The 13,942-nt window shown below is 57.6% G+C and carries 16 protein-coding genes; 4 read left to right on the plus strand and 12 right to left on the minus strand.

Translation table 11 applies throughout. The features are described from left to right. Positions 1 to 307 precede the first annotated feature (307 nt). Positions 308 to 706 (plus strand): antitoxin Xre-like helix-turn-helix domain-containing protein, encoded by a 399-nt coding sequence (locus ACWF8S_RS08195; RefSeq protein WP_447556369.1) that lies wholly within the window; start codon positions 308 to 310, stop codon positions 704 to 706. After that, positions 700 to 1,407, plus strand: coding sequence for an RES family NAD+ phosphorylase (locus tag ACWF8S_RS08200; RefSeq protein WP_447556370.1), 708 nt, complete (start codon positions 700 to 702; stop codon positions 1,405 to 1,407). Before ACWF8S_RS08195 ends, ACWF8S_RS08200 begins: the two co-directional genes overlap by 7 nt. Here the strand turns inward: ACWF8S_RS08200 and mntR are convergent, their stop codons facing one another. The 5 genes from mntR to ACWF8S_RS08225 form a co-directional block, all read right to left on the minus strand. Next, entirely contained in the window at positions 1,408 to 1,884 is a 477-nt protein-coding gene (gene mntR, locus ACWF8S_RS08205; RefSeq protein WP_447556371.1) for a manganese-binding transcriptional regulator MntR, read from the minus strand. Between the two features lie 199 nt (positions 1,885 to 2,083). Then, positions 2,084 to 2,431: a P-II family nitrogen regulator gene (locus ACWF8S_RS08210; protein WP_447556373.1), complete on the minus strand. Its 348-nt coding sequence runs from the start codon at positions 2,429 to 2,431 to the stop codon at positions 2,084 to 2,086. 18 nt (positions 2,432 to 2,449) lie between these two features. After that, positions 2,450 to 3,235, minus strand: a complete 786-nt coding sequence (locus ACWF8S_RS08215) for a DUF1538 family protein (protein WP_447556374.1) — start codon at positions 3,233 to 3,235, stop codon at positions 2,450 to 2,452. Beyond that, complete coding sequence (locus ACWF8S_RS08220) at positions 3,232 to 3,993, minus strand: DUF1538 family protein (protein WP_447556375.1); 762 nt, start codon at positions 3,991 to 3,993, stop codon at positions 3,232 to 3,234. The genes ACWF8S_RS08215 and ACWF8S_RS08220 overlap by 4 nt, the downstream gene beginning before the upstream one ends. Before the next feature lie 89 nt (positions 3,994 to 4,082). Further along, positions 4,083 to 5,477 (minus strand): GntP family permease, encoded by a 1,395-nt coding sequence (locus ACWF8S_RS08225; RefSeq protein WP_447556377.1) that lies wholly within the window; start codon positions 5,475 to 5,477, stop codon positions 4,083 to 4,085. Positions 5,478 to 5,686: 209 nt separating this feature from the next. On the opposite strand from ACWF8S_RS08225, the gene ACWF8S_RS08230 reads away from it, so the two are divergent. Continuing rightward, a complete protein-coding gene (locus tag ACWF8S_RS08230) occupies positions 5,687 to 7,033 on the plus strand; it encodes a Na+/H+ antiporter family protein (RefSeq protein ID WP_447556378.1) in 1,347 nt (448 codons plus the stop codon). Positions 7,034 to 7,079: 46 nt separating this feature from the next. Here the strand turns inward: ACWF8S_RS08230 and ACWF8S_RS08235 are convergent, their stop codons facing one another. From ACWF8S_RS08235 to ACWF8S_RS08250, 4 genes are all read right to left on the minus strand, one after another. After that, entirely contained in the window at positions 7,080 to 7,817 is a 738-nt protein-coding gene (locus ACWF8S_RS08235; RefSeq protein ID WP_447556569.1) for an RNA methyltransferase, read from the minus strand. A 144-nt stretch (positions 7,818 to 7,961) separates the two neighbouring features. Continuing rightward, positions 7,962 to 9,605 carry a chaperonin GroEL gene (groL, locus tag ACWF8S_RS08240; protein WP_447556379.1) on the minus strand — a complete coding sequence of 548 codons (1,644 nt, stop codon included), beginning with the start codon at positions 9,603 to 9,605 and terminating at the stop codon, positions 7,962 to 7,964. Between the two features lie 58 nt (positions 9,606 to 9,663). After that, positions 9,664 to 9,957: a co-chaperone GroES gene (locus tag ACWF8S_RS08245; RefSeq protein ID WP_447556380.1), complete on the minus strand. Its 294-nt coding sequence runs from the start codon at positions 9,955 to 9,957 to the stop codon at positions 9,664 to 9,666. A gap of 221 nt (positions 9,958 to 10,178) precedes the next feature. Continuing rightward, positions 10,179 to 10,664, minus strand: a complete 486-nt coding sequence (locus ACWF8S_RS08250; RefSeq protein WP_447556381.1) for an FxsA family protein — start codon at positions 10,662 to 10,664, stop codon at positions 10,179 to 10,181. Between the two features lie 128 nt (positions 10,665 to 10,792). Between ACWF8S_RS08250 and ACWF8S_RS08255 the strand changes: the two genes are divergently transcribed. After that, on the plus strand, positions 10,793 to 11,554 hold the full coding sequence (locus ACWF8S_RS08255) for an SDR family oxidoreductase (RefSeq protein ID WP_447556382.1): 762 nt from the start codon (positions 10,793 to 10,795) through the stop codon (positions 11,552 to 11,554). A 29-nt stretch (positions 11,555 to 11,583) separates the two neighbouring features. Here ACWF8S_RS08255 and ACWF8S_RS08260 read toward each other — a convergent pair whose 3' ends face one another. The 3 genes from ACWF8S_RS08260 to ACWF8S_RS08270 all read right to left on the minus strand — a co-directional run bounded on the left by ACWF8S_RS08260 (position 11,584) and on the right by ACWF8S_RS08270 (position 13,941). Next, positions 11,584 to 12,582 carry a hypothetical protein gene (locus ACWF8S_RS08260; RefSeq protein ID WP_447556383.1) on the minus strand — a complete coding sequence of 333 codons (999 nt, stop codon included), beginning with the start codon at positions 12,580 to 12,582 and terminating at the stop codon, positions 11,584 to 11,586. Between the two features lie 40 nt (positions 12,583 to 12,622). Further along, a complete protein-coding gene (locus ACWF8S_RS08265; protein ID WP_447556384.1) occupies positions 12,623 to 13,252 on the minus strand; it encodes a hypothetical protein in 630 nt (209 codons plus the stop codon). A gap of 437 nt (positions 13,253 to 13,689) precedes the next feature. Beyond that, positions 13,690 to 13,941: a hypothetical protein gene (locus ACWF8S_RS08270; RefSeq protein ID WP_447556385.1), complete on the minus strand. Its 252-nt coding sequence runs from the start codon at positions 13,939 to 13,941 to the stop codon at positions 13,690 to 13,692. Between the last annotated feature and the right edge of the window lies 1 nt (position 13,942).

Here is a 13,942-nt window from a genome sequence, read left to right on the forward strand (position 1 = left end):
TGAAACGGTTTGAACCCAAGAATATAGCTGACAATGCTCAAGAGTCTAATGCCATGAAGCGTTTATTAACAAATAGATAGCTTTACTGGGTGCATGTTTACCTGGAACGGCTTTAAAACACACGCGCCGAGCCGGCCCAGGAGAACTTCGCCCAACATTGCAAAATCCTCGTTTCGGTCGTAACTCTGCAGGGATTTCCTGATCGGGTGATGCTTGAGGGGGCGCCATGAAAATGGAGTATAACAGCTCTTTATTTGTGAATACTTTATCAATGATATAGTATTTGTGGATATAAACAGGAGCGATCATGCAAGCTGCCCGTAACGTTGACCAACACAAAGCGGCCGCCGCTATCGGTTTGAAAGCCGCCGTGCGAATCTTGGACAAGTGGCAGGCCAGTGGTGAGCAGGGCGAGGCCATACTGCGCGTTTCGCATTCGACCTATGCGCGCGCGCGCCGAGGAGACTTGAGTGAAATAAAGCTCGACAGTGACCAGCTCACCCGAATCAGCTACCTGCTCAATATCCATGGCGCGCTACGTACGCTGTTTGAAAACCCGGACAACGTTTACGGGTTCGTTTCCATGGCAAACCACAACCCCTATTTCAACGGACGGTCGCCGTTGGAAGTGATGGGCGGGGGCGATTTCGCGGCGCTTTATGAAACCTTCAAGCGAATTGACAGCCTGCGAGGCGCCCAGTGGTAACGCCGGACGCCCTGGGTCGTTGTCCGCCGAACCGGGTCGAGGGGTATCGGCTGATCAATAGTAAATTCCCCCCAATCACGCTTTTCGACGACGTAGCCGATGCCGATGAGTTCGACGCGCTTTATCAGCTACAGGCATTGACCAATCCGCGCCTTCGCAACGAACTAGGCGATTTGGCCCTGGTGCCGGTGGCGGAAATTCCTTTCGGTATTCGCGGCTGCTCTTACGCCGCCGGGGCGTTCACCCACGTCAATCCGGATGGCTCGCGCTTTAGCGATGGAAGTTTCGGAGTGCTCTATATTGCCGATACGCTGGCGACGGCCATTGCCGAAGTAAGCCACCATCAACAGGCTTACTGGGAAAAGGTGCCCGAACTTCGTTTCGAACGCTTCGTGTTTCGTGGGCTACGCTGCGGTTTCGATGAGAAGGCTTGTCGGGACGCGCTAGGGCTCGAAGTGGACCATCCGATTTATGACCCCGATAGTTACCAGCAATCCCGAGTGCTGGGAGGAGCCCTTCGTCATGCAAAAGAGCCGGGGCTTCGTTACCGTTCGGTGCGCCGCGAAGGTGCGATCTGCTGGGCGCTGATGACGCCGCGTTTCGTGGAGGATATGGTGCAGACCACCCATATCGAAATGGTCTGGAATGGCGGAATCACCCAGGTCAACCGACTGTCGTCGTTGGTGGGAAAAGGGCGCTAGCTACTTGCCGTGCTGCTCGGTAAATCGCTGCATGATCGAGAGGGTTTCATCACTGACGTGATGCTCCATGCCTTCGGCATCGATACGCGCAGTGCTGTCAGTCACGCCCAGCGCACGAAGAAAGTGAAGCACGATATCGTGACGCCCCCGCGAGGTCTGGGCCATCTGCTTGCCCTCTTCGGTCAAAAAGAGCGAACGGTAGGGCTGGCTGGTAACCAGGCCCAGTTCGTTCAAACGGCGAATCATTTTCGATACGGTCGCCTGACTGACCGCCATGCGATTGGCGATATCCGCCGCGCGCGCTTCACCGCGATGATCCAGCAAGTCGCCAATCAGCTCCACGTAATCTTCGATGAGTTCGGTTTCATGAGCGTTACGCACCGTTTCGTACTGGCGGGCATGCTGCTCGACAGGCGGTAGCGCGTCGTTGCTGGGGCCGCCCCGTAACGGGCGTTGCGGCGTTTGATCATCACTCATTGGCAAAGCTTACTGGCAGTAGTGGGAACATCGTTATCCGGTAGCGTATCCTACTCGCCATTGTTAGCCAAGGCTAAATTGTTTGCCCGAGGCTTTTTCAGCGTCGCATTCCAAGGGCATTACGGGGTAGTACGGCGAGCTTGACAAAAGCGCTGCCCAATCTTCGCTGTAAAATATTTCTTGTTTCATAACCAATCACTTAGCGTTTATCTTCGGCCTGCTCGAGTGATTTGATCTGGCTTTGTACGCCCAGCGCCTCTTCCACATCCAGCTGAAAGGCGATGCCGGTGCCGGGGGTTTCATCAAACTCGCCCACCCGGGCAATGGCATCGAGTATCCCGCGGCTCAGACTCGCCTCCGCCAGAAAAAACAGCACGTCGCGCTGGGCGGTGATGCCCATGCCCAAGAAACCGCGTACCTCGTGAAGCCCTTCACCCCGGGCGTTGTTGATGACCGTCGCGCCGGTCGCCCCCGCCTCGCGAGCGGCTTTCAGGACCTTGTCGGTCAATTCATCTTCAACTAATGCCACAATCAGTTTGAAGCGCATGGCAGTCTCCTTGGGGTGTTACCTCTGACGGTTCGTGTGCGTGCTGCGGTCAGGGCGCTTGCGTTGATAAAGCCACTGGGCGATTTGCGCGTAGCCCATGACGGTAATGATCGGAAACAGGCAGGCCAGAGCAATCATGCCAAAGCCGTCCATCAGCGGGCTGCGCCCGGGAATCGAGCCGGCAAGCCCTAGCCCCAGCGCGGTAATGATCGGCACGGTAATGGTGGAGGTGGTAACGCCGCCGGAGTCGAAAGCCAGCGGTATGATCGCGCGTGGCGAGCGCAGCGTTTGCACGATCACCAGGCAGTAAGCCCCAAAGATGAACCAGTGTAGTGGCCAGCCCATCACGATACGCCAGGCGCCCAGGGTGATGCCCAAGGCCATACCCAGCGCCACCGCTATGCGCAGCATCAGCGGGTTGAGCGTCCCCCCGGAAATCTCACCGGCCTTGATGGCTACCGCAATCAAGGCCGGTTCGGCGATAGTGGTGCTGGCACCAATGGCGAAGGCGAAGAAGTAGACCCAGTAGTAGTCGCTCCAGTGGCGCGCCGCCCCGGGCAAAAGCGCGGGCAGGAAATCCGGGTGGGTAAGCTGGGTGGCCATCAGTTCGCCCAACGGGAAAAGGGCGCTTTCAAGGCCTACCAGAAAAAGCGAAAGCCCAAGCCACACCATTGAAAAGCCAAGTCCCACCTGAAACGGGCGCTTGATGGGCTTTCGTATCACGCCGTACTGAAATCCAAAGATGATCACCACGATGGGGGCAATATCGATCAATGTATTCCATAGGCTGAGCAGTAGAGTCATAAGTGGCTACCCGGAAAAAGACCCAGGCCCACGATGCCAAATACCAGAACGAAGATGATCGGCATGATGGAGGCAAGCGCTATCAGCCCAAAGCCGTCGAGCATGGGGTTGCGCCCTTTGATGCTCGAGGCAAGGCCCACTCCCAGCGCGGTGACAAGGGGCACGGTAATGGTGGAGGTGGTGACACCCCCCGAGTCGTAGGCAATGCCCACCAGCGCTTTCGGGGCGATGAGCGTGAGGGCGAGTACCAGCACATAGCCGGTCACGATCAGTGTGGGCAAGGGCCAGCCCTTGATGATACGCAAGACCCCCAGCACAACCGCTGAACCGACCGAAACCGCCACCACCATGCGAAGCGCCAGGGCGAAGCTTGTCTCGAAGCCCGGCTCGATCATGCCGCTTTCAGAAAGTACCAGGGCGGCGCGAGCGGCCACGGCAATGAGCGCAGGCTCTGCCACGGTGGAGCCAAACCCCAGGGCGAAAGCAAAGAGCATCAACCAGGTGATGGAACCCTTGTTGACGAAGGCATGGGCAAGGCTTTCACCCATCGGGAAAAGTCCCAGCTCCAATCCCTTGATGAAAAGCGTAAGCCCGGCCAGTACGCAGACGACCCCGAGTGCCAGATCGATCAGGGCGATGGTGTCGGGCAAGGGCTGGCGGAGCACCACCAGCTGAAAAAAGCCCATCACGAGCACGATCGGCGCTAGATCGCGCAGACTGCTTTTGAGCTGATGAAAAAGTGAAAGGGCAAGGAGCATGAGATCACGCTAAGTTGGACGCATTGAACGATGATAACCGACGAACAGTATGATCTGCTTGATGTAAAGCAATTTTTAAGCACCGCGTCTTAAAAGCTGCCAAACAGTGTGCCCAGGGTAATCACGCTTGCCAGTGCCGCTACGGGTAGCACGATGGTGACCATGGCCACATTGGCGTAGGACTGGCGATGGGTCAGCCCGCAGATCGCCAGCAGCGTAATCACCGCGCCGGAGTGGGGCAGTGTGTCCATGCCGCCGGCGGCAAGGGTGGCCACCCGATGCATCAATTCCGGGCTGATACCCGCCTGCTGGGCCATGGCAAGATACTCGTCACCCAGTGTCTGCAAGGCGATGGAAAGCCCGCCGGAAGAGGAGCCCGTGATGCCGGCCAGCACGCTCATGGCGAGCGCTTCTGAAATCAAGGGGTTGTTGGGTGAGACGTTGAGTACGGCATCGCGAATGATGGCAAAGCCGGCAAGACTTGCAATCACCGCACCATAACCCACTTCCGAGGCGGTGTTGAAGATGGGCAGCAGAGAGCCGAATACGCCCTTGTTGACGGTAGTCTTCAAGTCGGCCCAATGGCGCCAGCGGGTAACCATCAGCCAGGCGGAAGCGCTTAAAAGTGCGATCAGTATCGCCCAGAGCCCCGCCTGGCTGTCCGATGATACGTTTTCGAACGCCTCATCGATAAAACCAAGATCCAGGGCGGGAAACACGCCGTAGGTAAACAGCGCGTTGAGGCCGATCACCATGACCAGCGGAATCAGTGCAAGCGGCAGCGCCATGGTAGGAGTGCTTGCCTGCTCCCCCGTCTCGTTGGTCTCCTTTTCGGTATGCACGCCGTAGCCTTCATTGTTGGCATGCGCTTTTCGAACCCGCGACTGCAGGTAGGCAATGCCCAGCCCCAGCATGACCAACCCGCCTATGATACCCAGACCCGGCGCGGCGAAGCTGTTGGTGCCGAAGTAAGGAATGGGAATCGCATTCTGAATGGCCGGTGTGCCGGGCAGGGCCGTCATGGTGAAAGTGAACGAACCCAGCGCAATCGAGGCCGGTACAAGCCGCTTGGGCACGTTGGCTTCGCGAAAAAGCTCCCGGCTGATGGGGTAGATGGCAAAGGCCACGACAAACAGCGATACCCCGCCATAGGTCAGTACCGCGCAGGCGATCACCACGGTCAGCACCACATGCTGTGTGCCCAGGCGCTTGACGATACCCGTCGAAATCGATTGTGCCGCGCCGGAGTCCGCCATCAGTTGGCCAAACAGGGCGCCGAGCAGGAACAAGGGAAAAAACTGGGTGACATAGCCGCCGAGTGCCTGCATGAAGGTGTCGGTATACACCGGGAGCAAGAAGGCCACATCACCGGAAAGCAGTACCGCCAGGGAGGCCATCAGGGGCGCCAGCAAGAGTACCGAGATGCCCCGGTAGGCCAGCACCATCAAAAGCACGAGAGAAACAACAATTGCTAGCATACTCATGGCAAGCCCTCGGCCCTTTACAGATTGAAAAGAAATGAGGGCAACAGGATAGGCGTGATGTTGCAAAGCAGCAATGGCGTAGAGACTAAAGTCGTAATGAGGTGCCTGGAGGCCTTGCGGGCGAATCCGGCCTGCTAAAAGGCGAGTGCATCTGCTAAGATTCGTCACCTTCGGCTTAAACGACTTTCTTCAAGGCTCTAGGTAACTCAATGAATGCAGTGATTATTGCAGTGCTCGTCATGGTGGCGCTGTCGCTTTTGCGTGTCTCGGTGGTTTTTGCTCTGGTTCTTGGTGCCCTCGTCGGCGGGTTGGTCGGCGGGCTCTCGCTCGAGGATACCCTGGGCGCATTCAATGAGGGCGTAGGCGGTGGCGCACAGGTGGCACTTGCCTACGCAACCCTGGGGGCCTTTGCGGTGGCGATATCGCGTTCCGGGCTTCCGGATATGCTGGCCGAGCGCTTGATCCGGCTCCTGGGGAAGGAGTCCACTGCGGCGCACCAAACGCGGGTCAAGTTCATTTTGCTCGGAGCCATCTTGATGGTGGCGATCTTTTCACAAAACGCCATTCCCGTGCATATCGCCTTTATCCCTATCCTGATCCCGCCGCTTCTGGCCTTGATGAACCGTCTGCAGCTTGACCGCCGGGCAGTGGCCTGTGCCCTCACGTTTGGCCTGACCGCCCCCTACATGCTGTTGCCGGTGGGTTTCGGGGCGATTTTTCTCAACGATATACTGCTGGCCAATCTCAACAGTGCCGGTGAGCCCCTGGGGCTCGAGATTACCCGCGCCATGGTGCCTCTGGCGATGGCAATACCGGTAGGTGGCATGGCGGTGGGCCTGGTGGTGGCACTGGCTGTCAGTTACCGGCGCCCGCGGGGTTACGAGACTGACGAGGTGGCGGCCAATACGGCGCCGTTGCTCCGGACCCCGGCGAAGCCGCATGGGTTGGGGCTTGCGATGTCCGGGATTGCCATCGTAGCCGCCCTGGGGCTTCAGCTTTATACCGGCTCGATGATCCTGGGCGGGCTGGTGGGGATCGGCATTTTATCCATGGGCGGTATCTTCAAGTGGCGCGAGGCAGATGATCTTTTCACCAGCGGCATGCGCATGATGGCCCTGATCGGTTTTATCATGATTTCTGCCGCCGGGTTTGCCGAGGTCATGAAGGCCACCGGTGATATCGATGCGCTGGTAAGCGGGGCCTTTGAACTGTTTGGTGACAACCGGGGCCTGGCCGCGCTCACCATGCTCTTGGTGGGGCTCTTCATTACCCTGGGAATCGGCTCGTCGTTTTCCACCATTCCGATCATCGCCGCGATTTTCGTGCCGCTTGCTGTCCAGTTCGGTTTCTCGCCCATGGCCACCGTGGTACTGGTCGGCACCGCCGCCGCCCTGGGCGATGCCGGCTCGCCGGCCTCGGATTCAACTCTGGGACCAACCTCGGGGTTGAACGTCGACGGCCAGCACGATCACATCTGGGATAGCGTCGTACCTACCTTCATTCACTACAATCTGCCGCTCATCGCCTTTGGCTGGCTGGGCGCGATGTGGTTTTGAAAGGTCACTCAGAATGCAGAAGGCAGCCTGAGGGCTGCCTTTTTATTTACCGGCCGGGGGGCAGATGGTATTCAAAGGCGCTGAGCAGGCCACGAAGCAGGGAAAGCTCCTTTCGGCTGGGTTCGGCGCGGGTAAAAAGCGTCTGCAGCTGCTCTTCGGTGCGGGCATGGGGCTGGGTCAAGAAGCCGCTCTGGCGCATCAAGCGCCCCAGATGATCGTGAAAGTGACCGAGCTGCTCGCGGGTGGGAGGCATGGCGTCCATGGGCCGCTGGTAGACAAAGCCGCTCCGGGGCTGCTTGCGCCAGGCCCTGTGAACCTCATAGGCGAGGATCTGCACCGCCTGAGAAAGGTTCAGGATGCCGTACTCGGGGTTGGCGGGAATGCTGACCTGATGGGTACACTCGCGTATTTCATCGTTGGTCAATCCCGACCGTTCGCGCCCGAACACCAGCGCCACCGGCGCTTGGGCAGCGTTTAATACGACATCCTGGGCCATGGTGTCGGGTTCATCGAAATGAGGCAGCGGCAGGCTTCGAAGACGCGCGCTGGCGCCCACCACCTGCACGCAATCATTGACCGCCTCATTCAGATTTTTCACTACCCGGGCGTTTTCCAGCACATCCGTGGCGCCGGCGGCCAGACGGGTTGCCTCCTCATCGGGAAACGTGCGCGGGTTGACCAGAACCAGGTCGGTCAAGCCCATGGTTTTCATCGCCCGGGCGGCGGCGCCGATATTGCCAGGGTGAAAGGTTTGAACGAGCACGATACGGATACGGGAAAGCACGGTAGATGCGACCTGAAGCTGCCAGAAAAGCCCGCATGTTAGCATGCTTTGGCGTTCAAGAGAGCCGCTGGAAGGCCAGACAGCAGAAACCCCGCACAAGGCGGGGTTTCTGAGACGCTTGACGTCAAGACGGTGGGGCTGGGCTTACATCATGCCGCCCATGCCACCCATTCCGCCCATGCCACCCATATCCGGCGCGGCATCTTTCTCTTCCGGGTCCTCGGCGATCATGCACTCGGTAGTGATCATGAGGCCTGCAACGGAACCGGCGGACTGCAGCGCGGTACGGGTAACCTTGGCCGGGTCCAGTACGCCCATTTCGAACAGATCGCCGTACTCGCCGGTTTGCGCGTTGTAGCCGAAGTTGCCTTCGCCATCCTTGACGCGGTTGATCACCACGGCGGGCTCTTCACCGGCATTGGTCACGATCTGGCGAAGCGGAGACTGCATGGCACGCAGCGCCATGTTGATACCGTGGTTCTGATCTTCGTTGTCGCCGGTCAGACCTTGTACCTTGGCCATGACGCGAACCAGCGCAGTACCGCCGCCAGGAACAACGCCTTCTTCTACCGCTGCGCGAGTAGAGTGCAGCGCGTCTTCCACGCGAGCTTTCTTCTCTTTCATCTCGACTTCGGTAGCTGCACCGACGCGGATGACCGCAACGCCACCAGCAAGCTTCGCGACACGCTCCTGAAGCTTCTCCTTGTCGTAATCGGAAGAAGTTTCCTCGATCTGCGCGCGGATCTGGTTGACGCGGGCTTCGATGTCGTTTTCCTGACCGGCACCATCGATGATGGTGGTGTTCTCTTTGGACATGGTCATGCGCTTGGCAGTACCCAGGTGATCCAGGTTCGCCTGCTCGAGCGTGAGACCCACTTCTTCAGAGATCACGGTGCCGTTGGTCAGAATCGCGATGTCCTGCAGCATGGACTTGCGACGATCGCCAAAGCCCGGCGCCTTGGCAGCGGCCACTTTCACGATACCGCGCATGTTGTTGACCACGAGGGTCGCCAGCGCTTCGCCTTCGATATCTTCTGCGATGATGGCCAGCGGCTTGCCTTGCTTGGCAACGGCTTCCAGAACCGGCAACAGTTCGCGGATGTTGGAAACCTTCTTGTCGACCAGCAGGATGTAGGGGTCTTCGAGCTCGACCGCCATGGTGTCCTGGTTGGTCACGAAGTAGGGCGAGAGGTAGCCGCGATCGAACTGCATACCTTCGACCACTTCCAGCTCGTCTTCAAAGCCACGGCCTTCATCGACAGTGATGACGCCTTCCTTGCCGACTTTTTCCATTGCTTCAGCGATGATTTCGCCGATGCGCTTGTCACCGTTGGCAGAAATGGTGCCTACCTGGGCGATGGACTTGGTGTCGGTGCAGGGAACGGACATTGCCTGGATCTCCTTGACCGCAGCGTTGACCGCCTGGTCGATACCGCGCTTGAGATCCATCGGGTTCATGCCGGCGGTCACGCCTTTCAGGCCTTCAGCCACAATGGCCTGGGCCAGAACGGTGGCTGTGGTGGTGCCGTCACCAGCCGCGTCAGAGGTCTTGGAAGCGACTTCCTTGACCATCTGGGCGCCCATGTTTTCGAACTTGTCTTTCAGTTCGATTTCCTTGGCAACCGATACGCCGTCCTTGGTGACAGTCGGTGCACCGAAGGACTTGTCGAGTACCACGTTGCGGCCTTTAGGGCCCAGCGTGACTTTTACCGCGTTGGCAAGAACGTCGACGCCGCGCGCCATACGTTTACGGGCATCATCTGAAAACTTGACTTGCTTAGCTGCCATGTTCGTTATTTCCTAAATTGAAATGGAAAACGTGAAAGTAAATAATCGAGACAATCGATTAGCCTTCGACGACCGCCAGAATATCGGCTTCGCTCATGATAAGAACTTCTTCACCGTCGATTTTCTGCTTCTCGACGCCGAAGCCATCCTTGAAAATCACGTTATCGCCTACCTTGACGTCCAGGGCGCGCACTTCACCGTTGTCGAGAATGCGACCGTTACCCACGGCCAGCACTTCACCACGGGTAGGTTTTTCCTGGGCGTTGCCCGGTAGCACGATGCCGCCAGCGGTTTTCTGTTCTTCTTCCACGCGACGAATTACGACGCGATCGTGCAAGGGACGGATATTCATGCTCTCGTTCTCCTGAGGTTCGTCAAAGCCCAATGGGCCGTTTTAGATGAATTCTCGTGGTCTTGCCTCGAGAAGTGAAGGCATGCCGCCTTCATGTCAATGGCAAAAGCGTCTGCCAATGCCGAAGCTGTGCTGACTCCAAGAATGGGGGCTGGCCGCTACCTTTCAAGGGGCTGAGTTTAAAAAAATTACCCTAGAAGTCTCTACTTAAGTCGTAATAGCTACCGTCTGCGCGCTTCGTCATCGCGGCTGATGAACTCGCCCTCGATGGTGGTGGGCTCACGCTCATCCTGGAAGGTAGTGTCGGAATGAGGGCGCGACTGCTGGCTCTGGCGTGACCCTTGTTGATACGCCGTTGCCTTGAGCCCGAACCAGGTGAGCCCGCGCGCCATCAGCCGGCGCGCATTGGGTATCAGGCAGGCAAGACCGAGGGCATCAGAGAGAAAGCCCGGAGCCACCAAAAGAGCGCCACCAAAAATCAGCGCCGCACCCGTGAACAGCTCGGAAGAGGGGATCTCACCTGCCTGCATGCGCGCCCGCGCCCTGGCAAGCGTAGACACCCCCTCCCGGCGAATGAGGTGCAAGCCTACGAACCCGGTAAGAAGCACCAGGGCCAGCGTGGTCAAAAGGCCCACGTGGCTGCCCACCGAGAAAAGCACGATAAAATCGATTAAGGTAAAAACCGATATGAACAGTAATATGGGCATGACCGCCTCCAGCACTAACGTTAGTACTCTCTATGGTGTCAGAAATAACAATTACAAGCAGCCATGAAGTCAACTGGCGGGACAATGTAGCCACTTCAAGTCAGAAAATTTAATGAGGGGAGCGTGCAATGCAAATGGATAATAAAGTCATCGCCATTACCGGTGGTGCCCGTGGTCTGGGCTTTGCCATGGCCGAACATCTGGGCGCACAGGGCGCCAGACTTGCCTTGCTGGATACCCGAATCGAGGCGCTCGATGACGCCGTGATGCGCTTGGCGAAACGCGGTATTCAGGCCAGAGGCTTCAAGGTAGACGTTACCCAGGAGCGTTCCGTCGAGGAGGGCTTTGACGCCATCAAGCGCGAGCTGGGGCCGGTGGATGGTTGCATCAACAACGCCGGTATTACCGACGATGCGCTTTTGGTGAAAGCCAAAGAAGGGACGGTGGACAGGCGTATGTCGCTGGCCTCCTGGCAGCGCGTGCTGGATGTGAATCTGACCGGTACATTTCTATGCGGTCGTGAAGCGGCTACTCAGATGATCGAGGCGGGCACTGGCGGGGTTATCGTCAATATCTCGAGTGTTTCCAGGGCCGGCAATATGGGCCAGAGCAATTACGCTGCGGCCAAGGCGGGCATTCATGCTCTCACCGTTACCTGGGGCAAGGAGCTTGCCCGACACAATATTCGTACCGCTACCGTGGCACCCGGGTTTGTCTCGACCGACATGACCGCGGCCATGCGCCCGGACATGCTCGAGCGAATCACTCAGAGCGTGCCGCTGAAAACGCTGGGCGAGCCCTCGCATATCGCCCAGAGCATCGCTTTCGTGTTCGAAAATGACTACTTTACTGCGCGGATCATCGAGTGCGACGGCGGCCTTCGTCTTTGACTCCGGGCCGTCGCTGGCAAGAGTCGCCGTTAAAAATAGTCGCGACTGATGGCCCGCTGAAAGTACATCTCGGCGCGCAGCGTCATCGCCCAGCGAGGGTCGTAACTGGTATCGCGCTGGAAATGAAGCTCAGGAATCACATCGCCAAAGAGAATGCCCTTGTGCAGGTCCCTGCGGTAACGGGTTTGCAGGTAGTAGTTGGTCATGCGCGGGTTCGAGACACTCTCGCCAATGGCGATGGCGGAGTAGCGCAGTGCGCTTCGCTTGTTCAGACGGTGGTTGAGCTCGGCGACTTCGCTGTATTCGAGCGTGTCTTCCTCTTCACGCCACTGAACGGTACTGATGAAGCGCAGGTGGCGCCGTTCGCTGAGCGGTCGGCCGATATCCCAGCGGGTGCGCGCCGAGTAGCCTGCGTTGTTGAACCAGGAAAGTCGATTGAAGGATTCCAGTTGCCAGGGGCCATCGCCGATATCCCACAAGCGCTCGCTGGTAAAGCGAACGTACGGGTCGATGGGCAGGCGAAGCCGCACCCCGGCGCCAAAGCGGTTGCTCCAGTTCTCGCGTTTGTCGCGGCTTTCCAGCCAGTCAAGGCCCAGGATGGAGCTGCTTCGGTCGCGCTGGTCGTTATAAAGCCGCCCGGAACCCTCCTCGGCGAGTGTTCCCTGGGTCTCATCCGGGTCGCTTTCGATGACCAGGCGCAGCCGCTCTTCAGTGGTGGGTAGATCGATACGGTAGCGAATGCTGGTATCGCCACCCACGCCGTCGCCCTCCATCCAGTCGATCTCCTGGCCCAAGCGCAGGTAGGAGTCGTTAGCGGAGGAGGCGCTGTAATAGTCGCCGCCAAAGAAGGCATCGACATTACGCGAGGTGTTATCGACCCAGTTGCCTACTCGGGCGCGGAAAGGTTCAACGCGTTCTTCAGCCCAGTCGGGCAGATCGCTATCCTTATCCTCGAACTGTTGCGCGGCGCCATGCAGAGAAAACGCCAGCAACGAGCCAGCGCAGCATAAGGCGATGAAGTGTTTCATTTAACGTTCCCGAACGAAGAGCTTTTTATTGATTGAAATGCTAGTGCGCTTTATGCGTTTCAATATCCTCCGCCCATTTTATCACCTGCTTTCGCTCACGTCGTTTCGACATTCGCTGCGTATCAATATTGACTGGCACCAGTTGTTCATTGGGCTTGGCGTTGGGGGCCAGCTTGAAGTGACGCGTGGCGCCGATCGGCATGTCTTCGGGGCCGTAGATCGCGATCACGCGGATCTCGATTTGCAGCTCTTGCTGGTCAAGCGTTTGATCGCTTATTTCCCAGTATTTTTGGAGTTCGCTGACAATCGAGCCAAACGTCTGAATATGAATATAGTCACCCGATGCCAATGGGCCCTGGTGGGTGCGAAAGTCATCTTCGCTATCGTCATCGCTGTTTTGCTGATACTCCACCACGTCCAGCTGATACGTTTGTTCGCGGGTATGCAGAACCGCGACCACGTGCTGAACATAAATCGACTCGTTACTCATGTTGCTGATCAGGCATAGTGCACCGGTGCCGATGCCCTTGCCCCGGTTGATAATGATGCGGGGCCGCCGCTGGCGCGAGAAGTTGTAGTAAAGCAATTGGGCATAGAAGACCCAGACGAAAAGCGTACAGATGTTGGCGAACGCAGATATGAGCTGTGAGTTCTCGTTGAGCCACTCCATGGCGGATACCTTTCAATATTAAAGGGGATAAAAGCAGGGGTTAGAACAAGTGTTAAAACCGGATCAAGTCGTTAACAGGAATATAATCTATCCCTGCAGCTTCTTTTTGTCGCTAACTTATGTAAGCTAAATAGCAAGCGTGCCAGGCGTATCCGTCTTTGGGAGAGGGATAAGATTGGCAGCATCAAGTTCGGGACATATGTTATTTCGCTCGCAAGTATCACACGTTTAAAAGACACTGGCGAAACGCTACTGGCAAGTAGAAAGAAGCTCTTGCACGTAGAAGGGAATTACTGGCAGGAAAAAGAGAGAAAACAGAAGAGACTTGAAAAGCAATTGGTGCGGATGGGGCGCATCGAAGTGGCTAATAAAATCAGCATCATGCACCCCAAAAACAGTACCGGCATACACACAGGCATACAAGAAAGCACCTGCTGTTATCCGCTTTCTTCTTCCCGCGTGTGCCGTTCCATCAAAGTCTGGCTGTACCGATAAATATCTGCAAGCCGGAACAGCACATGCGCGCTACGCGCTTCTCCCTGCTTGAAGCCCTTCGGGCACTCCGCGTCGTCTTTGCGCAGGCGGTCGAACTCTTTCGGGCTGCGCCCCAGAATGCGCGCCGCTTCCTGCCGTGTTACCTGTATGAACTCTGGGTCCAGCCATTGATCGATTTTCTGTGCGTTACCCATA

The organism is Vreelandella xerophytica (assembly GCF_968048975.1).

Coding starts and splice junctions, on each gene's coding strand:
- ACWF8S_RS08230 (WP_447556378.1), top strand. CDS start 5,687: ATGAATGCAGTGATTATTGCAGTGCTCGTCATGGTGGCGCTGTCGCTT.
- ACWF8S_RS08265 (WP_447556384.1), bottom strand. CDS start 13,252: ATGGAGTGGCTCAACGAGAACTCACAGCTCATATCTGCGTTCGCCAAC.
- mntR (WP_447556371.1), bottom strand. CDS start 1,884: ATGAGTGATGATCAAACGCCGCAACGCCCGTTACGGGGCGGCCCCAGC.
- ACWF8S_RS08220 (WP_447556375.1), bottom strand. CDS start 3,993: ATGCTCCTTGCCCTTTCACTTTTTCATCAGCTCAAAAGCAGTCTGCGC.
- ACWF8S_RS08255 (WP_447556382.1), top strand. CDS start 10,793: ATGCAAATGGATAATAAAGTCATCGCCATTACCGGTGGTGCCCGTGGT.
- ACWF8S_RS08195 (WP_447556369.1), top strand. CDS start 308: ATGCAAGCTGCCCGTAACGTTGACCAACACAAAGCGGCCGCCGCTATC.
- ACWF8S_RS08215 (WP_447556374.1), bottom strand. CDS start 3,235: ATGACTCTACTGCTCAGCCTATGGAATACATTGATCGATATTGCCCCC.
- ACWF8S_RS08260 (WP_447556383.1), bottom strand. CDS start 12,582: ATGAAACACTTCATCGCCTTATGCTGCGCTGGCTCGTTGCTGGCGTTT.
- groL (WP_447556379.1), bottom strand. CDS start 9,605: ATGGCAGCTAAGCAAGTCAAGTTTTCAGATGATGCCCGTAAACGTATG.
- ACWF8S_RS08245 (WP_447556380.1), bottom strand. CDS start 9,957: ATGAATATCCGTCCCTTGCACGATCGCGTCGTAATTCGTCGCGTGGAA.
- ACWF8S_RS08270 (WP_447556385.1), bottom strand. CDS start 13,941: ATGGGTAACGCACAGAAAATCGATCAATGGCTGGACCCAGAGTTCATA.
- ACWF8S_RS08225 (WP_447556377.1), bottom strand. CDS start 5,477: ATGAGTATGCTAGCAATTGTTGTTTCTCTCGTGCTTTTGATGGTGCTG.
- ACWF8S_RS08210 (WP_447556373.1), bottom strand. CDS start 2,431: ATGCGCTTCAAACTGATTGTGGCATTAGTTGAAGATGAATTGACCGAC.
- ACWF8S_RS08250 (WP_447556381.1), bottom strand. CDS start 10,664: ATGCCCATATTACTGTTCATATCGGTTTTTACCTTAATCGATTTTATC.